The 16,879-nt window shown below is 48.2% G+C and carries 14 protein-coding genes, 1 pseudogene and 1 CRISPR repeat array; of the genes and pseudogenes, 11 read left to right on the top strand and 4 right to left on the bottom strand.

The window, feature by feature from the left end:
* Nucleotides 1-540 precede the first annotated feature (540 nt).
* Together AC5JLB_RS05090 and AC5JLB_RS05085 are read left to right on the top strand one after the other, a co-directional pair.
* Entirely contained in the window at nucleotides 541-1,056 is a 516-nt protein-coding gene (locus tag AC5JLB_RS05090; RefSeq protein WP_495872765.1) for a hypothetical protein, read from the top strand.
* A 127-nt stretch (nucleotides 1,057-1,183) separates the two neighbouring features.
* Nucleotides 1,184-1,384, top strand: a complete 201-nt coding sequence (locus tag AC5JLB_RS05085) for a hypothetical protein (RefSeq protein WP_495872764.1) — start codon at nucleotides 1,184-1,186, stop codon at nucleotides 1,382-1,384.
* 49 nt (nucleotides 1,385-1,433) lie between these two features.
* Here the strand turns inward: AC5JLB_RS05085 and AC5JLB_RS05080 are convergent, their stop codons facing one another.
* Together AC5JLB_RS05080 and AC5JLB_RS05075 are read right to left on the bottom strand one after the other, a co-directional pair.
* Complete coding sequence (locus AC5JLB_RS05080) at nucleotides 1,434-1,667, bottom strand: EF-hand domain-containing protein (protein WP_495872763.1); 234 nt, start codon at nucleotides 1,665-1,667, stop codon at nucleotides 1,434-1,436.
* Between the two features lie 274 nt (nucleotides 1,668-1,941).
* Entirely contained in the window at nucleotides 1,942-3,450 is a 1,509-nt protein-coding gene (locus AC5JLB_RS05075) for an ApeA N-terminal domain 1-containing protein (RefSeq protein WP_495872762.1), read from the bottom strand.
* Nucleotides 3,451-3,909: 459 nt separating this feature from the next.
* Here AC5JLB_RS05075 and AC5JLB_RS05070 point away from each other — a divergent pair, with 459 nt between their 5' ends.
* Complete coding sequence (locus AC5JLB_RS05070) at nucleotides 3,910-5,430, top strand: hypothetical protein (RefSeq protein WP_495872761.1); 1,521 nt, start codon at nucleotides 3,910-3,912, stop codon at nucleotides 5,428-5,430.
* 138 nt (nucleotides 5,431-5,568) lie between these two features.
* Here AC5JLB_RS05070 and AC5JLB_RS05065 read toward each other — a convergent pair whose 3' ends face one another.
* Both AC5JLB_RS05065 and AC5JLB_RS05060 read right to left on the bottom strand, forming a co-directional pair.
* Nucleotides 5,569-6,213 (bottom strand): GIY-YIG nuclease family protein, encoded by a 645-nt coding sequence (locus tag AC5JLB_RS05065; RefSeq protein WP_495872760.1) that lies wholly within the window; start codon nucleotides 6,211-6,213, stop codon nucleotides 5,569-5,571.
* 274 nt (nucleotides 6,214-6,487) lie between these two features.
* Nucleotides 6,488-6,700, bottom strand: a complete 213-nt coding sequence (locus tag AC5JLB_RS05060; protein WP_495872759.1) for a hypothetical protein — start codon at nucleotides 6,698-6,700, stop codon at nucleotides 6,488-6,490.
* A gap of 550 nt (nucleotides 6,701-7,250) precedes the next feature.
* Between AC5JLB_RS05060 and AC5JLB_RS05055 the strand changes: the two genes are divergently transcribed.
* The 8 genes and pseudogenes from AC5JLB_RS05055 to AC5JLB_RS05020 all read left to right on the top strand — a co-directional run.
* Nucleotides 7,251-7,856 carry a hypothetical protein gene (locus AC5JLB_RS05055; protein WP_495872758.1) on the top strand — a complete coding sequence of 202 codons (606 nt, stop codon included), beginning with the start codon at nucleotides 7,251-7,253 and terminating at the stop codon, nucleotides 7,854-7,856.
* A 215-nt stretch (nucleotides 7,857-8,071) separates the two neighbouring features.
* Nucleotides 8,072-8,782 (top strand): IS6 family transposase, encoded by a 711-nt coding sequence (locus AC5JLB_RS05050; RefSeq protein ID WP_495872757.1) that lies wholly within the window; start codon nucleotides 8,072-8,074, stop codon nucleotides 8,780-8,782.
* A gap of 316 nt (nucleotides 8,783-9,098) precedes the next feature.
* On the top strand, nucleotides 9,099-9,746 hold the full coding sequence (cas5, locus tag AC5JLB_RS05045) for a CRISPR-associated protein Cas5 (RefSeq protein ID WP_495872756.1): 648 nt from the start codon (nucleotides 9,099-9,101) through the stop codon (nucleotides 9,744-9,746).
* 2 nt (nucleotides 9,747-9,748) lie between these two features.
* Nucleotides 9,749-11,413 (top strand): type I-C CRISPR-associated protein Cas8c/Csd1, encoded by a 1,665-nt coding sequence (locus tag AC5JLB_RS05040; protein WP_495872755.1) that lies wholly within the window; start codon nucleotides 9,749-9,751, stop codon nucleotides 11,411-11,413.
* Between the two features lie 70 nt (nucleotides 11,414-11,483).
* On the top strand, nucleotides 11,484-12,371 hold the full coding sequence (gene cas7c, locus AC5JLB_RS05035) for a type I-C CRISPR-associated protein Cas7/Csd2 (protein ID WP_495872754.1): 888 nt from the start codon (nucleotides 11,484-11,486) through the stop codon (nucleotides 12,369-12,371).
* Nucleotides 12,368-14,386: a CRISPR-associated helicase Cas3' gene (cas3, locus tag AC5JLB_RS05030; RefSeq protein ID WP_495872753.1), complete on the top strand. Its 2,019-nt coding sequence runs from the start codon at nucleotides 12,368-12,370 to the stop codon at nucleotides 14,384-14,386. The genes cas7c and cas3 overlap by 4 nt, the downstream gene beginning before the upstream one ends.
* Nucleotides 14,387-14,420: 34 nt before the next feature.
* A complete protein-coding gene (locus tag AC5JLB_RS05025) occupies nucleotides 14,421-14,645 on the top strand; it encodes a hypothetical protein (RefSeq protein WP_495872752.1) in 225 nt (74 codons plus the stop codon).
* Nucleotides 14,646-14,858: 213 nt separating this feature from the next.
* A CRISPR array of direct repeats spans nucleotides 14,859-16,594; the repeat unit is 37 nt; unit sequence GTAGCAGTGGCTTTCGAGCTGCTGCTTGAATTGAAAC.
* A 100-nt stretch (nucleotides 16,595-16,694) separates the two neighbouring features.
* Nucleotides 16,695-16,879: pseudogene (locus tag AC5JLB_RS05020) on the top strand (hypothetical protein); the annotation flags it as partial.

Here is a 16,879-nt window from a genome sequence, read left to right as displayed (position 1 = left end):
GTCCATCGCACTTGACCACAATCTGCTACTTCCCGCTTAACCCGAACTCAGGTTACTTAGAATCACCCGGTCGTTCATGCCCCGCTCCCCTAAGTGCCCTAGAACCTCAACACCCTAGCGACTCAATTGTCTTCCGTAAGATCCGTCACAGACTCGGCCTGATCCACCTTACTGATAACGAGTTATATAGTATCAACTGTGAAATCCGGGCAGAAGGTGTTAGGAGGGCTAAAGCAGCAGCAGCGGCAGAGTCAGTTAAGCGAGCTAAGGCAGCGGCAGAGGCGGCATAGAACTAAAAGGTCTCCGCCATCTACCGGAGACCAGTCAGCACGGCACTTTCAGCCTCTTACCAGATTTTCTGGTAAGAGGAAGATTTTATTACCAGCTAGGGACTTTTGAACCCTTCCCGTAAAAGTCCCTCCGACTACATAAATACTTACGCTCAGTTTACGCAATCTTTATCCACGCATCCTTGCATCATCCAGTTGTAATAAAAAGTACCAGTAGATCTAACTGTTGTTACATTGGAGAGTTACGACAGTGACTTCACAGCCTAAGCGGGTTTACATCGGCTTGCCGAAACACCTTGCCGATCTCATACTCTGGGTTGGACGAAAATATCGAACAAATCCTCTTTCACACAAGCCTGGTGGAGGTGATGTCGTTGTTGAATATCACGATGGGAGAGCGAGGGGGTACGATTGGATTAAAGATCCTTCAGCCTATATCGAGAAATCTTTTGCTCGTATTGTGGACTGTGAAGTGATTTATTTCATGAGCTTAGAGACGGCATTCCAACTTGAAATTGCTAAACGTAAGATTGCAAGAGTTTTCGCAAGAAGTTACAAAAGCAATGATGCCTACTCTACTGCTTCCTACACGGAGATTTGGAACTCAGTTACTTCAAACGAAATGCCTTGGGAATCGCTAAAGAGGCTTGAATGTTCAATTCAGGAGAAAGATGGGTTTTTCGATGATTATGATTATCGAAGCGAAGTTGAAGATGAGTTAACTGGCATCCCTGACCCCCGGATCACAGATTGGGAAACATCATGATCACGACTCTTAAACCCGCTTCAACTCTTTAGGTTAATTCTGAACCGTTCACACCGCTGAAAGTAGGGGGGGGCTGCGCCGTGAGTTCGAGGGCATAATTCAACAACTCCCCCATGCCCTATTCCTCATGAGCCAAAGACCATCGCCCTTTACTGTTCGCCCAAAGAGGCTTGCGATCGCACTGCTAATCTCAGCCGCCACAGTAGGCGCTCTAGCAATAGCCTTTACAGTCTTCTACCACCCTGTCATGGTTTGGCTTAACAACGAGCAATGGTGTGCTGAGGTGAATTCAGTCGGCAAAGTGCAGGCAAGTTCACTACGGCTCTGATTGCGACTGACTTTGCTAATCTCCGAGTAAAACCCGATCCTGCTGACTGTTAGGTTAAATTACCTGCTTTCTCAACTGCTTGCTTTAACTCTCCAAAGGTAATTTTACCGTCTTCATCTAAATCATACTGTGCTAGTAACGCCTGGGGGCTACTGGTACTTGTTGCTGATGAGATGACTGAGTTTAAGCCAGGACTTAACAAAAGATCATTAACGGAGAGTTTGCCGTCTTGATCGCTATCTAAGGTATTAAAAATAGATTGAAGCTCTTGCTCGGTTGCCATAAATTTCTACCTGAATTAATTTTCCAATTTCATATCGCACTAACAGATTACCAGACCAGAAGGAGAGCAGATTGAGGCTACTAATCAAGAGCCGCTCTCTATGAAGGGAGCGCACCAAAAGAGTCTGATTTATATCACGAGCAAGATCAGTAGCATCGGCAATAGTTTCAGCGTCAGGCACAAGCATATAGGGGTGAGGGGACGCTGTTAAGGTTCCCAAGGTGCTTCTGCAACCTCTACAAGGGCTGCTTCTGCGAATCGCGCCAAGCCCCCCCTATTTGAGCAACTTCTTCAAGGTGCTAAGCCTCTGTGAGTAATTCAAGCAATACCGTGCAAGTGGATGAGAAGACGTAAGGCCTTGCATCATCCAGGTAGTGATGTTCCAACCTGATTCCACAAGGTCAGAGGCTGCAAAGACGAACTCCAGAGTATCGGTAAAGAACTGAACCTGAGCGGAGTGCCTGCTGTAATCGATTTTTGCGTCCGTTCCATGTACATAGTAGTTCCGGCAGTCGATAGCCTGATCCACAACCAACTCAAGATCTGGAAAGCGATCGCCGACAATATTGGTGATCAACTTGGCACGACTCCTAACCTTTCGTTTCAGCGTGGCCTTACCTATTCGCCCTAGCGCGTTCAAGACGCTGTCTCGCTCTGGACTAGAGGGTAGGGCTCGGAACGCCTTACGTGCATCGTTTCGGGCTTCAGCAAGATCAGGCGGTAGGGTAACTGGTTCCGGGTATGCAGACGAGGGAAGGATGTCGAACATGTTAGCTGCACCAACAATGCGGTCAATGTTGTAGCTGTTCTGATGGGCGAACACCACAGAGAATCGGCCTCTAGCGTTTCTCCATTCGTCATGCCGCTCCATCCACCGCTTTAGAACAAAGCTGAATTCATCCGAATTAATACCTGCTTGTAAAGGTAGGTCAGATGGATGTGGTTCGGCTGATTCGTCCTCAGGGTCACGGCGTGGCGGCATGCACCAGTAAACGTCAAGAGGCTTAAGATGATCTTCGGCGCTCTTAAGTGAGAAGGTCAAGCCAGAAATGTTCTGCGGTCTACCTGCAATGGATTCCAGGAACATTAGGACATCAAATATGCTTGCTATCGCCTCATCGACAGACTTCTCAGAGTAGAACGCTATATTGATCCTGATCGTGTTGTCGACGTGTATGCCTTTTGGATTTGGCATTGTGTATGAGGGACTATGTGTTGCCGAAATCCTGCCGAGGACTGTATCAACGCCAAATATCTCGTACTTGCCCGTGAAGTAAAAAAGGTGGGGGTATTCTCCAATCTCGATCTTCCTACCCTGTTGCTCCGCTTCAGCTTCAACGATACGCTCCATGTGAGGTTTCGCGCCGATTACTTCACCGAAAGTATCGAAATCGTAGAACAGTGTCGCGGCATCATCGACAGTGAAGCTCAGTTCACGGATTATCCGACAAGAGGAACTGATGTGTTGTTCGCCGAAGATAACGAAGTGGGGAAACACACTTGAGGAAGACCAGTACTCATCACCTCGTGTGTGGAACCTAGAGTGTGATGTCGTGATGCAGTTAATAAAAGATGCCTTTGATTGGTCGTAGAACCGTCCGAAAATATTTGCACTTACTTGCGTATCAAGAAATGAGTCTGAGTACAAATCAAGGGTCGTTGCCGCTCCCCTCAGACACAGTTCGCCCGGTACTTCCATGCCTGTTGCGAGCGTGAAGCTCCCTGCCTTCTTAAACCCTTCGTACTTTTGCGTCACTAACGCCCTTTCTCCAAACTCAAACACTCATCCAGTATTCTACGCCGCAGCAACTTCTTTCTGAGTCAGTCCAACCCGTGCTTCTTCCACCACCTCCCCTTTTCACTCCATTTTCAAAATGGAGTGCTCCAAACGCTTGCTGTATATAGGCTTGATACTTTGAAAGTGAAAATAGTGCAGGGGTCTTAAAGCCCTCTATTTTGCATTCGACGTGCGATTCATCGTTCTGCCCCATATCAGCGAATCTACTCTCATTCGCCCCTGCAAGCCTCTACAAGACATTTTGGCAGTCTTCAGGCCTTACTAAGGGGAGCGTCGCTGTCAGGAAGCCGCTCTAGCTTCGCAGCGCATTCTGCGGAGATTCCCGTAGTTTACGCAACACCCCCAAACCTTTAGCTGCTAAAGCTCGCAGCTACTTTTGGCTCCTCTTATGCAACACCCCGCATTGGAATTCCCAAGTAATAGGAGCCCCAAAATCCGACCTAAATGTTTGACCATCCCGAACGAATCGATCTTGCCCTGCTTGAGAGCCGCCACGAAGAATACGATCAGCTCATGCCCATTTGGGTGCAGATTAAAGATTTGCTCGTCGGCGGGCATGAGCTTGCTGCAAAGCGCGAGCAGTATATTACCCGGCGACCCGGTGAGACTGAAGACCTCTATCAATTGAGGTTGAAGAAATTCTCCTACACGCCACTACTCAGCGGCTCGGTGCAGGATTTGACCACGCGGCTTACTTCCGCCCCATATCACGTTAGCGGCGTTGAAGGCGATCAATGGGACAACTTCAGAGGTGCGACAGACGGCAAGCGGCGGGATGAGCGAGCCCTCTTATCAAAGATCTTCCGAACTCAAATTGCCTTTGGCCGATGCTGGGCATTCGTTGATCGCACGGCTCCGGGCATCCAACCCCAAAACAAACTGCAAGAAGAGCTGTTAGGGATTCGCACTCACGTTACCTTATTCAACCCCATGCAAGTCCTCAACTGGAGTTTGCGAGACAACGAGGTTGAGTTCATTAAGACCCGTCAGATTATTAGTGAGACTTCGCCTTACAGCCCTCCTAAGTTAAAAGCGATTTGGATGATCGACGATACCTCGATCGCTCGGTACGAGGCATACATCGAGTTGGACTCAACAGGCAACATCGTCAGCGCTCGCAGCATCTATGAGCCGGAGTCAACTAAGAATGCCTCGCCAGTCTCCGTACCTCAGATCCAAATCACACATGGCTATCCGCTTCTTCACGGTAGAGGAAAGTGCCCCATCGTCTATATGCCGATCGAAGAAGAGCAGTGGGTCTGTAATGCTGCTTACCTGAAGAGTCGTCAGCACTTAGAAATTGAGAATGCTTGGACGGATAGTGCTGTGACCGCTGGCTACGTCCAAAGGGTTTTGACCCCGCGTGACCCATTGCCTGACTCTGACCCCAGCATGACTTTCTCCGACCCTGACGAGGGGCTGCAAGATATCAAATCGAGTAACGCCCATATCTTGATCGCCAAGGACTTCAAGTTTGCTGAAGCGAGCGGCTCATCCTTGCAGACCATCTCAGAGTTCGTGCTCGACAAGATTGAGTTTCAAATCAAAGCGATCGTCGCAATGGGAAACATTTCAGCCAGTCGTGAAGCCCTCATGCAGAGCGGCATATCGAAAGCGCTCGACTACGTGCAGGTCAATCTGGCGATGAAGTCCTACGGCCAGAACCTAATCCAAGGCTATGAGGAAGTCTTAAAGCACGTTGCAATCTCCTTCGGAATCAAGGACGAAGCAGTCCTAGAAGAGATTAAGGTTAGCGGACTAGATAGCTTCGACACAGACGGACTAGAGGCGATTCTAGAGCAGAGTGAGAGGGTTCTGAAGCTGGAAGAGAAGCTCTCACCCACAACCTTGAAACTATGGTGGGTCAAACTCAGTGAGGCGATGCATGGCTCAGTCGATGCTGAGACTAAACAGACCATCAGAGATGAGTACGAAAAAAGTAAGGGGGAAGCTCTTACCCAGTAACGGCTTTAAGTGCCTAGTCGTCTATTTTGTGTCAATTGCCGATGAAAAACCGCCTCCCGTTGGAAGCGGCTCTAGCTGTATTTCGAGTTGATGGGCGATCCTTCGGAGCATCACCATGTCTAGCCGCTACCAGAACTTTTAAGACTCAACCACTGCGCTCCAATCATCATTCTCAATCGCTGTTTCTAAGTTCCGCCGACGCTCAGCCTCTGCATCATCCAGCGTCTCGCCCTTCTCTAATTCATGGACGAGGGTCGTATCTGCCATTGCCTTGCGTAACTTGAGCTTTTTGTCCTCGTAAGCATTCCGCTCAAAGGCTGACTGAGTTGCTCGAGATGCCTCGCCAACTGTCCTTGCCCATGTTCCTTGTCCCTCTTGATTCCCAGGCGGAATCTGATCCAGCGCGGCAATCCACTCATTTTGCAGGGCTTCCATCGCCTGGCGCTTCGGAACCTTAAACGTCTGAACTCGTATAAATGCGCAGACTTCAACCCCATTTTGGGCGATGTGTCCCTCCAAAGACTGCTGCACATCCCGTGAATAGCCAATGTACTGGGTCTGGCAATCGGCATCTAAAACGGCATATACCCCAGCAACCTTGATCCTGTTGATCAGCGATCGCCAAGTTTCTACTGGCACCACTTCGGATTCATCATTTACCGGGGCTGTTGGTGAAGGGATTGAACAATGCTCATCATCAGAACCGTACAGAAAGCTATGCAGCCCCTGATGATCTGCTGGAACGTTCTGATGTTCAATGGGGACATTGTTTTCGGATTTCACAGGATAAGCCTCAGTTGAGTCAGTCAAAGCTGGACAAGGAAGATCTTACTTTGATTTGGAGTCGAACCGCTCAGGGGGAGAAGCCGCCTCAGAAATGCATGTTCTGAAACTATTGCCGATGCTGCTGATCTTGCTCGTGATTCTGGCTTCACTAATGCGGGCGATCGCCCCTTGATTGCGGTGATTTTCTTTGCGCTGCTCTGCCTAGGGGTGTGGTTGGGCACTAGGCAAAAAGAACCTTGGAAACCTTAACAGTGTCCTCTCATCTGTTCGGTCAATCGCACTCGGCGGCTCCATAGTGAACTGCCTGTACCTTGCCAACTGAATTCACATCAGCACACCAGTCTCCGTGATTGAGCCAAACCATTACGGGGTGGTAGAAGACCGTGGTCGCTACTGCTAGGACACCAAGCGCTGTCAGCGAGATTAGCAGTGCGATCAAGAGCTTCTTAGGGCGAATGGTAAGGGGCGATGGTTGTTGAGCCATTGAGGGAATGGAGCATGGAGAATTGGTTTAGATTATGCCCCTAAGCAAGACAAACAGCGCGATCGCTGGCTTCAGTGCGGTAAGAGTAGTATCTCACTTGAATCGCATCGCGTACTTGGCCTAAAAGCGTTTTCGGCGACGTTTTCATGTTGCCTGCTCCTATTCATCAACCGAGTTCTGTTGAATGGGATCTTAGACAGAATAGTACAAGCTTTCTTTGAGAAGAAATATTGAAATTTTCCGTCTAATTGCCTTGTCGAGAGATAATATGCGGAACACTAGTCGATCTAATGTTCCAAATGCCGGAATTAGGGAGAAATAGTCTTTCCAATAATTAGTTAGACTACTTGAGGTTATCTGTTGAGACAGCGCTTCCGGGATACCTGTAGGTGTATCTGACCTTGTTCTAACCTTTTCCTAATTACTCGCAACTGACATCATAAGTATGTGTCAGTTAATCGCAGTTTTAGGCTTAGTTCAAATTTGTGAATAGTTAGACTTACTTTACTTCCAGTTCAGAAACTTCATAGACATCTAAAGAGCAAGAACTATGGCTCCAGAATTCAAAGAATTCGAAATTGTCGGACCAGAATCAGAAGCTTGTAAGCGTATCAAAGGGTTGTTAGGCCGTCTATTTTTGCTAGGCTTAATTTCTTTGCCAGCGATTGGAGGATACTACGTAGGTAGATCTCATAGCACACCTCAACAGCCTGTTAAAACAGATTCTGTTAGCACACCTCAACAGCCTGTTAAAACAGATCCTATTAGAAACAATCAAGTATCGCGTCGCAACCATGCAAGCAATTTAGTAAGCCTATATCAAGGGGAATATACTGGTACGTACTCTTCAAAGCAAGGGAAAGGTAGAAGCTTTGGAATCAAAATTGAACGTGATGGTTCTGTTACAGCAGCAGGACAAGGTGCTCGTCTAGCCAATAGCGTTCTTATGCGATGTACTGGTCACATTGTCCCGTCTGCCAATCGAATTGCATTTACATGTTTTGCTGATCATTCCTTCCGAGGATCAGCCCATACACAAATATTCGATGGGAAATTACGTAGGCAGAACAACCAGATCATCGTCGCAGAAGGCAATTTTCAAGCCTCAGATGGTAATTCTGGAACTTGGAATGTTAAAACAAAGGTTTCAAAGTAATTGGCTTGGCACCGTCTAACAACCCCAATGCAGCGAACTCTCTAACACCACTGGTGCTGAGTGAGAGGTTAACTGTCGCTGCTGATTGGGGTCGTTAGACTGCTGCATCCGGTTCGCCAAAGATACCAACGCTCGTTGGTTGTGTCGCAAGAAATGAGGTTGTGTCGCAAGAAATGATAAGGTGGGGGACCTAAATTTCTCTAGCCTTGTTTCAAATGACGACTGACTCCTTGTTCAAATGGCGGCACTTTTTGCCTGAAATCATCTTGCCCAATGTGCGCTGGTATTGTCGTTATTCCCTCAGCTATCGAGACTTGGAGGAAATGATGGCGGAGCGAGGAATTCAGGTGGATCATTCGACTATCAACCGTTGGGTTTTGAAATTCGCGCCAGAACTGGACAGACGTATCCGTCCGTTCTTGAATCCCACGAATGACTCCTGGCGAGTAGACGAAACTTACATCGAAGTGAAAGGAGCGTGGAAATATCTTTACCGTGCCGTGGATTCAATGGGTAACACGTTGGACTTCATGCTGAGCGCGAAGCGAGATGGGAAGGCTGCCGCACGCTTTTTTCGGAAAGTGCTGAAAGCGAAACACACTCAAAAACCGCGAGTGATTACGGTGGACAAGAACGCTGCCTACCCAGTGGCAGTCGAAGCGCTGAAAGCCGATGAAACACTGGCAGCAGAGACGGAATTGCGCCAGAGCAAGTACCTAAATAACATCATCGAGCAGGATCATCGCAACATCAAGCGATTGACAAAGCCAATGATGGGATTTGGGTCGTTCAATACGGCAAGACGAACCTTAAGAGGCATCGAAGCGATGAGTATGATTCGCAAAGGACAAGTGAAGGGAATTAGCCAAGGGGACAGTGTGTCTCAAGGAAAGTTTATCGAAGAACTCTTTGGAATTAGCGCTTAACGGAACGCGAACGAGATACTCCGTTCGTCACTAAAAAGTATTTGCGACACAACCGTTAATTGAGAGATGACTGAAATGGAACAAAAACCATCAGGCCCTGCCAACAACTGAGGGTTTTTCTCGTTTGTCTTGCTGTTGAGAAATAATTCGTGTATTTTAAGTACAAACGCACTATATTGCTTATGCTTCAACCTGAGTTTGCATCTGTCGAAGATGATTAGAGCTTCAATGGAAGCGGTAGATGAGATATCGTTCATGGCTGTAGCGATTGAGGTGAGATAGAGATAACTATTACTGTATAAATTGGATTGGAAATATGAGAGAAATCCTGATTATTGGTAAGGGTGCTCGCTTTACCCGGCCTGAGTTGAAAGCTGATCCCCAAACGTACCCAGTTATCACTCCCACCGCGGCAGTTGGTATTCTTAGTGCCATTTATTGGAAGCCTGAGTTTTGGTGGCGAATTCGAGCAATCACTATCATGTCTCCAATTAAAGTCGTTCCAATCACCTATAACCACATCGATCGTTCTAGCGATAAGAGTATTGATATTCGAGACAGAGACGCGAGAATGCAGCGTCGATGCACAGAACTACGAGACGTGTGCTATCGAATCAGTGCAGAGATTGTCGCGCTTGATGGCAACCCCAACAAACATTTAGGCGTATTTAGAGATCGGATTGACCGAGGAAAGTTTTTCAAACAGCCTGTGATGGGCACCTGTGAGCACTTTGCAACGGTTCAATGGGACGATGGACGGGAACCAGCGGTACTGATTAACCAAGATTTTGGGTATATGCCTTGGTACTTCCAACCGCAGCTTAACCTTAAGTCTAAATATACGGCTGTATCACCTACGCAGAAGGGTGAATTAGTTGGGATTGATCCTCATTTCAATCAATTTAGAGCAATCGCTAAAAACAGCGTGATTACTGTTCCAGACTATGAATATGAGACATTTTAGCAATGCTGAGAGAACTGTATAACTTATCTAAATCGAATCATGGTTTAACATTGCGGTCAGAGGGTTACAACACATTAACGATTTCTTACGCAATTACATTAAACGCTGATGGCAAGGCAATTTCTGTCGAAACTCTAGACAAGAAATCGAACAAACTAGCAGTGCCAGATTCTTCTAAACGAAACTTCCCCGGTAACAGCCTCATTGCATCTGAAAGCGTTGAATATTTGTTTGGTCTAGGGGCCAATGGTGAGAAATGCCAAACAGCGTTTGTAGAGTTACATCAAACAGCATTTGCTCAGACTGCTGAACCCGCGATCGCTGCCATTCTAAAGTTTGCTGAATTAGGGTCAGAGGCCTTTATCACCGATCATCCTGACATGGCGACCTGGCTAAGGACCGAGGAATCTAGGTCGTCTCCAAGCCCAGCAAAATTACGCGCCGTCTTCCTCTACGAAACCAATCCCACCTACGTCCACGACTACTCTAGTATTCAAGATTTTTGGGGAATTTATGGAGCGTCTCCAAGTACTAAACCGGGACGATGTACCGTCACTGATGTAGACGAAATCTTGACCGCAAACTTTCGAGGGATTAAGTTTTTGGGTGGCAAAGCACTTGCGCTCACATCGGCGCAGAATAGCTCTACGCGCAGCTACAGCAGCAAACTAGATGGTAAGGGTGATATCTCCTACGCAAATCTTTCTGTCGGAGCTTACAGTGCTGCAAATACCATGCTGTCGGCACTTTTGGCATCACCAGACAACTGCTTTCGCTGTGATCAATCTAACTACCTCTATTGGTGCGAAGGCATTCCGGGGCGGTCTGTAATGATATCTAAATTGCTGGCTGCTGAGGATGCCCCGGCTCAACCTGCTGACGTGAAAGCTTACCTGTCTAGCATCTTCAAAACTGGGCTATCTTCTCAGCAGATGGATACGACGGCTTTCTACCTGATTCGGGCTAGACCAAGCAAAGGGCGGCCCTTTCTAGATGCCATCACTGACCGCACCGTTGGCAGTGTTATGAGCAACACGACACAGTTCATCGAACGCCAACTGGCGCAGGGTGGTAAAGCTTATGGGGTGTGGACGTTAGCAAAATGCTTGCAGCCAGGAGGGGCGAAAGATGCTCTGAGTGCGGACGTGGATGCTTTGGTCCGCTATGCGATCGACGGAGCATCTCTGCCAAGTTCCTTCAGTCCTCGGTTGCTGCAAAGGGTGATGTTGGCACCTCCAAATCGAGTCCATTTTGCGCTACTTAACTTATTGATCTACACAAAAACGATGAATCTCAGCACCCTTTCACTATCAGAAACCCGCGCCTACCGTGCCGGACAACTCTACAGTACCCTTGAGCGGTTATCTCACAATCGAACCGACGGTTGGTATGAGGGAAAAACGAATATTGATCGGTTGTACAACACCTTTTTGTCGATGCCAGCCATTGCCCTCACGCGAGCAATGGCGCTAGTTCCTAGCTACTCCAAGGTTGCTAAAAATTACGACTTTCAGGTTCAGCGGATTGCTGAACTCTACAAGCTGGAGGACGATGCGCTGTTTACGCTACCTAAAACCTTCACCGTTACCGAGAAGCAGCTATTTCTGGCTGGATATCAAGCAGAATCTCATGCGGTTCGAGTGGCCGTCGAGAAGTCAAAGAGTTAAATCAATCCTCTTCAATTTTTCAACCGAAACGCTTCTGTAATCCGACAACACCATTTTTTAACTATTAATCATGGAAACTCAAGCTCTCTCAGTGATTTCTAATCCCGATGTTCGTCACGACTTTGTGATGGTTTTTGATGTGACGGATGGCAATCCCAACGGCGATCCTGATAACGGGGGTGAACCTCGGCAAGACCCGATCGACATGCGGGGCATTGTTTCCCCTGGTTGCATCAAACGACGTATCCGAGATTCACTATCCCTACTGTTTGATGAGTCTCTCTACATTGCCAGTGGCACAGCACTTGACGCGCCTCAACTTGCTGCCCTTGCTGACGCTGAGAAGGCAAATGGTAAAAATAAAAGTGACATCGCTAAATCAGCGCGGCAGCTGATTTTTGAGCGTTTTATCGATGTGCGGTTGTTTGGTGCGGTGCTGACTCAAATTACCAAGATTGGAAATGGCGGACAGGTGACAGGGGCGATTCAGATTGATACTGCCCGATCGGTGAGCCCAATCGAGATTCGCCGGGATGGGATTACCCGTTGCGCTGGAGCGACTGAGAAAGCGCCTGAGAAAGAGGGACTCAACCAAAACCAGGGTGCTCAGTTCCGTGTGCCTTATGCCCTCTACACCACGATGGGTACTTACAGTGCTGCTCTTGCCAAGGCGCAGGGCAATCCCATCAGTGCTGAAGATTTGGAAAAGTTTTGGAAAGCGCTAGCGCTTCACCTTGAACTCACTCCTTCAACAATGCGAGGGCGAATGATTTTGCGCGATGTCCTGGTGTATACCCATGAAAGTAAGTTTGGCAGCGCTCGCACAGAGGATTTACAAGCTGCATTGGCTATCAAGACGGAGGCTGAGGCTCCTCGATCGATCGAGGACTATAAAATCGCGATCGCTGATGCTCCCAAGGGGGTGACGATGACACGGCTGCGAGATGTTTTCGCATGAATCCGCCGATCGCCCGTCCAGGACAACGGCTGTCTTCTCACTTACAAGGGGTGAGTGAGAAAGCGATCGCGAGGCTTCCTATCAATCTATCTGAGCTTGGGCGAGTTGCTGGCTTACTGCATGATGTTGGCAAATATAATCCGCAATGGCAGGCGTGGATCAATGCGATCGCTACTGGAGAAGCTTCAACGAACCATCCAAGCCATGCTCAAGCGGGTGCATTTTGGGCAACCGAGCAGCTAGGGGCGTTAGGAAATATGATTGCTCTCTGTGTTGCAGGGCATCATCGAGGGTTATATGACTTTAATCAACTCGAAGGGGTTCTAAAACTCCATCGCGATGAAATCGCGGCAGCGATCGCTCAAACGCCTCCTGAGTTTCTTCCTTCAGCGTTGGATATCACTATCGAACAAGTGCTGACCACCTATGGCGAAAGTGGTTCTCACCTCTCGATGTTGATTCGCATTTTGTTTGGAGCGTTGATCGATGGCGATCGATCTGATGTCGCTCAATTTGAGGGCACTTTACCCGCTGCTGAGTTTACAGGAATCGTGGCTCTGCGAGATCAACTAGCGGCTCACGTTGCTCAATTCTCTGCGACTTCGCTAGTAGACCTGGCTCGAAAGCGTTTCTATGATGAGTGCCGTCAATTCGCCCAAACAGTGCCGCTGCAAAATGGAGGGGGTGTCTTTGATTTAACGGCCCCCTGCGGTTGTGGAAAAACTCTCTCAGGTGCTCAACTTGCGCTTGATCTTGCGAGTCGGCTAAACAAAGATCGGTTGATTTACGTTGCTCCGTTTATTTCTATTTTGGAACAAAATGCTTCAGTGCTAGCGAAGGCATTAGGACGTGAAAATGTCTTGGAGCATCACTCTAATTTTGATCCCAAATCTGAAGCGTATGAACACAAAATAGCTGGAGAGCGTTGGTTACACCCGATCGTAGCGACTACGGCTGTGCAGTTTCTTGAGAGCTTGTTTGAGAGTTCTCCTCGACGATGCCGGAAGTTGCCAAGTGTGGTTAACTCGGTGATCTTTCTCGATGAAACTCATACGATTCCCACGAATGTTTTAGAGCCTGTGATGGAGTCATTAGAGATTTTGGCGGCTCATTGGGGCTGTGTGGTGATTTTATCGAGTGCATCGCAGCCAGATTATGCAAAATTTTGCGCCAATATTACCCCGGTGATTGCTGAGCCTGGCTACTACTTTAAGGAGTTTCAACGGGTGCGATATGAGGTGATGGGCAAAATGAGCTGGCTCCAAATCGCCGCTTATAACCATCATCAAGCGCTAATTGTGTGCAACACGATCGCGGCGGCTCGTGATGCTTATCGAGCGCATCGGAAAGCCATGTTGCTGACTGCTCTTTGCCCCCCAATTCACAGACGCGAGATTATTGATGATGTTAAGCGCGGACTTGAGGATGGTGATCGAATGGTGCTGTGTGCGACTCAGCTAGTCGAGGCTGGGGTAGATTTCGATTTTCCCATCGGGTATCGCATGATGGCTGGGCTCGATTCAATTATTCAAGCAGCAGGGCGAGTAAATCGAGAAGGTAAGAACCCGGAAGGGGTGTTGCGAATCTTCTCCTCAGAGTTGCATTACCCAACGGCACCAGAATATCAGCAACGCATTCGGATTACTCAGCAACGGTTGGATGTTGGCGAGGACTTGCAATCGCCGGACTGTATCAAGGCTTATTCAAAAAGGCTCTATTTATCGTCTAACACAGATGAGTTGGAGATCATTCCAAAGCTCAATCGACTTGAGATTGAAGGTGTTGCGAAAGCGTTTAAGCTGATTGATGAGCAGGTCAGTGTGTTGGTCCGGGTGCCTCATCATGCGATGGAATTTGATAGAGCGCTATCAAGCCGCGATTTTAGGGCGTTGCAAGGTTTCACGGTCGGGGTTTCTAAATCACGATTTGATAAAAATATTAATGACATAGACGAGGTAGATGGTTTCTACGTATGGTGCGGTGATTATGATTGGGGTGCTGATATGGTGCTTTGAAATGTGCTAGCCAATCATTTAATGGGAGGTGGCGGTGGCTAAACGTGAGGCTAAGGGCATTGGAATTGGTCGTAGTGAGGGGTCGAAGCGTACTCAATTTGTGGGGAAAAAGGTTACGGTTCCAGTGACTTTTTCATGCACATTGCCGATTGAAAAAGCTGAGATTGCAAGGAAGTTAAAGGGGCGGGGGAGCCGAGTAAGGCAATTGATCTTGAAATACTGGGACGAATTTATCGACGAGCAGAGCGCGGATGGGTAGGTGTTTGTGATGGGGTTTTGGTTTAGTTAGCTGAATGCTTTACTGGGCAATGAGTTGGGCTTTTTTTGACAATGAATGTGCCGCGCTCCTATTAATTAATTGGAAGGTAATGGAATTTGGTTGTGTAATATTGTGTAAGAATGACAACTTGTTTCAGGCTTCGCGCAATCGATCCCTGAAACTATTGCTAGCATGGTTTTTTTGGCTCTCGCGGTAGCAGTGGCTTTCGAGCTGCTGCTTGAATTGAAACAAAACGCCGCTCTCGTGCGCCGCTTGCAGTTCTGGTAGCAGTGGCTTTCGAGCTGCTGCTTGAATTGAAACTGGAATCTTCATGAACAAGTCTGCTCGCGAGTTCGAGTAGCAGTGGCTTTCGAGCTGCTGCTTGAATTGAAACTTGATCAAGGTCTCCATTGTCTGGGCTGAGTCCGCGTAGCAGTGGCTTTCGAGCTGCTGCTTGAATTGAAACACGTTGAAACGACGAACACGACGATTGCCCGCCGGTAGCAGTGGATTTCGAGCTGCTGCTTGAATTGAAACGCAGAATTATACGGACTTGCGATCACCTCATCCAGTAGCAGTGGCTTTCGAGCTGCTGCTTGAATTGAAACAAGGTGATGTAACGGCCAAGAGCGGATATCATAGGTAGCAGTGGCTTTCGAGCTGCTGCTTGAATTGAAACCAGTATTCCGCTGGCAGCGCGACGATCGCGAAAGGTAGCAGTGGCTTTCGATCTGCTGCTTGAATTGAAACGCCGAATATCGGGCACATCTGCGACGCAAGCATGGGGTAGCAGTGGCTTTCGAGCTGCTGCTTGAATTGAAACAAATGGCGTCAGTTCGGCCTCACCATCTCGGATGACCCAGGTAGCAGTGGCTTTCGATCTGCTGCTTGAATTGAAACGGCGCGACCTGAGCCAGGCGATCGACATATTCATGTAGCAGTGGCTTTCGAGCTGCTGCTTGAATTGAAACTTACCTGAGTCGGGCGGGGATGGCGTGACCGACTGCGTAGCAGTGGCTTTCGAGCTGCTGCTTGAATTGAAACTTTCAGCGCTGTGGTTGCATCAGCCGCACGATCGCGTAGCAGTGGCTTTCGAGCTGCTGCTTGAATTGAAACATCTCAAAAGTGCTCGACCGATCACTTTCGTCTGGTAGCAGTGGCTTTCGAGCTGCTGCTTGAATTGAAACACAATCCAGGGGAGGAGGCATCTGTAAACGTGTTGTAGCAGTGGCTTTCGAGCTGCTGCTTGAATTGAAACACAATCCAGGGGAGGAGGCATCTGTAAACGTGTTGTAGCAGTGGCTTTCGAGCTGCTGCTTGAATTGAAACCTTGTAGCGATAGCGATTGGCTTTCGTGTCGAAGAAGTAGCAGTGGCTTTCGAGCTGCTGCTTGAATTGAAACAAACGAAGAAAGAGCTGTGCGCGCCAAAATCGCCGGTAGCAGTGGCTTTCGAGCTGCTGCTTGAATTGAAACTGACAGAGAACTTTGCTTCAGACCATGATCGCGGTAGCAGTGGCTTTCGAGCTGCTGCTTGAATTGAAACCAAAACGTCAGCAGTGCTACGCTCACTGCTTGAATTGAAACATTAAACGTGCGGTCCGTGAGTTTGCCTTTCGGCTGTAGCAGTGGCTTTCGAGCTGCTGCTTGAATTGAAACAGGATCGAAATTGCGCCCTCCTCATTGTTGATGACGTAGCAGTGGCTTTCGAGCTGCTGCTTGAATTGAAACTCTGTCTGCCAACTTCCACCCGATGCCGGTTTAAAAGTAGCAGTGGCTTTCGAGCTGCTGCTTGAATTGAAACTTTCAGAGGATAAGACGGATTTGGCTGGTGCTGGTGCTGGTAGCAGTGGCTTTCGATCTGCTGCTTGAATTGAAACCCCAAATGCCTTCGATCGTGTTGACCCGATCGAGGTAGCAGTGGCTTTCGAGCTGCTGCTTGAATTGAAACACTCCACATTTTATTTAGACATTCACTTGAACAGGCAGGGCTGTTTAAGGTCAGTGTAGAAAAACTAAACTGAGCAGTGTTGTGACTTGGCTTCACTCCCATGAGCTTGATCGAACACCTGCAACAAATCCCAGAGTTTCGCGCCGCTCGAGGTCAACGCCATGAGCTATGGCTCGTTTTGCTGCTGATTATTCTTGGTGCAATGATAGGGTACTGGGGTTATCGCCCGTTGGCAGGGCTGTTTCATTGTCAGTGTAGAAAAGCTAGACTCAGCGGTGTCGTGAC

The organism is Myxacorys chilensis (assembly GCF_059505265.1).
Note: the sequence above shows the minus strand (reverse complement) of the source record. Positions and strands in the feature narration are given on the sequence as shown.

Bases quoted from the DNA above. Each gene is read 5' to 3' on its own strand.
- cas3 (WP_495872753.1), top strand. From the start codon at position 12,368: ATGAATCCGCCGATCGCCCGTCCAGGACAACGGCTGTCTTCTCACTTA.
- AC5JLB_RS05085 (WP_495872764.1), top strand. From the start codon at position 1,184: ATGAGCCAAAGACCATCGCCCTTTACTGTTCGCCCAAAGAGGCTTGCG.
- AC5JLB_RS05060 (WP_495872759.1), bottom strand. From the start codon at position 6,700: ATGGCTCAACAACCATCGCCCCTTACCATTCGCCCTAAGAAGCTCTTG.
- AC5JLB_RS05050 (WP_495872757.1), top strand. From the start codon at position 8,072: ATGACGACTGACTCCTTGTTCAAATGGCGGCACTTTTTGCCTGAAATC.
- AC5JLB_RS05070 (WP_495872761.1), top strand. From the start codon at position 3,910: ATGTTTGACCATCCCGAACGAATCGATCTTGCCCTGCTTGAGAGCCGC.
- cas5 (WP_495872756.1), top strand. From the start codon at position 9,099: ATGAGAGAAATCCTGATTATTGGTAAGGGTGCTCGCTTTACCCGGCCT.
- AC5JLB_RS05040 (WP_495872755.1), top strand. From the start codon at position 9,749: ATGCTGAGAGAACTGTATAACTTATCTAAATCGAATCATGGTTTAACA.
- cas7c (WP_495872754.1), top strand. From the start codon at position 11,484: ATGGAAACTCAAGCTCTCTCAGTGATTTCTAATCCCGATGTTCGTCAC.
- AC5JLB_RS05080 (WP_495872763.1), bottom strand. From the start codon at position 1,667: ATGGCAACCGAGCAAGAGCTTCAATCTATTTTTAATACCTTAGATAGC.
- AC5JLB_RS05055 (WP_495872758.1), top strand. From the start codon at position 7,251: ATGGCTCCAGAATTCAAAGAATTCGAAATTGTCGGACCAGAATCAGAA.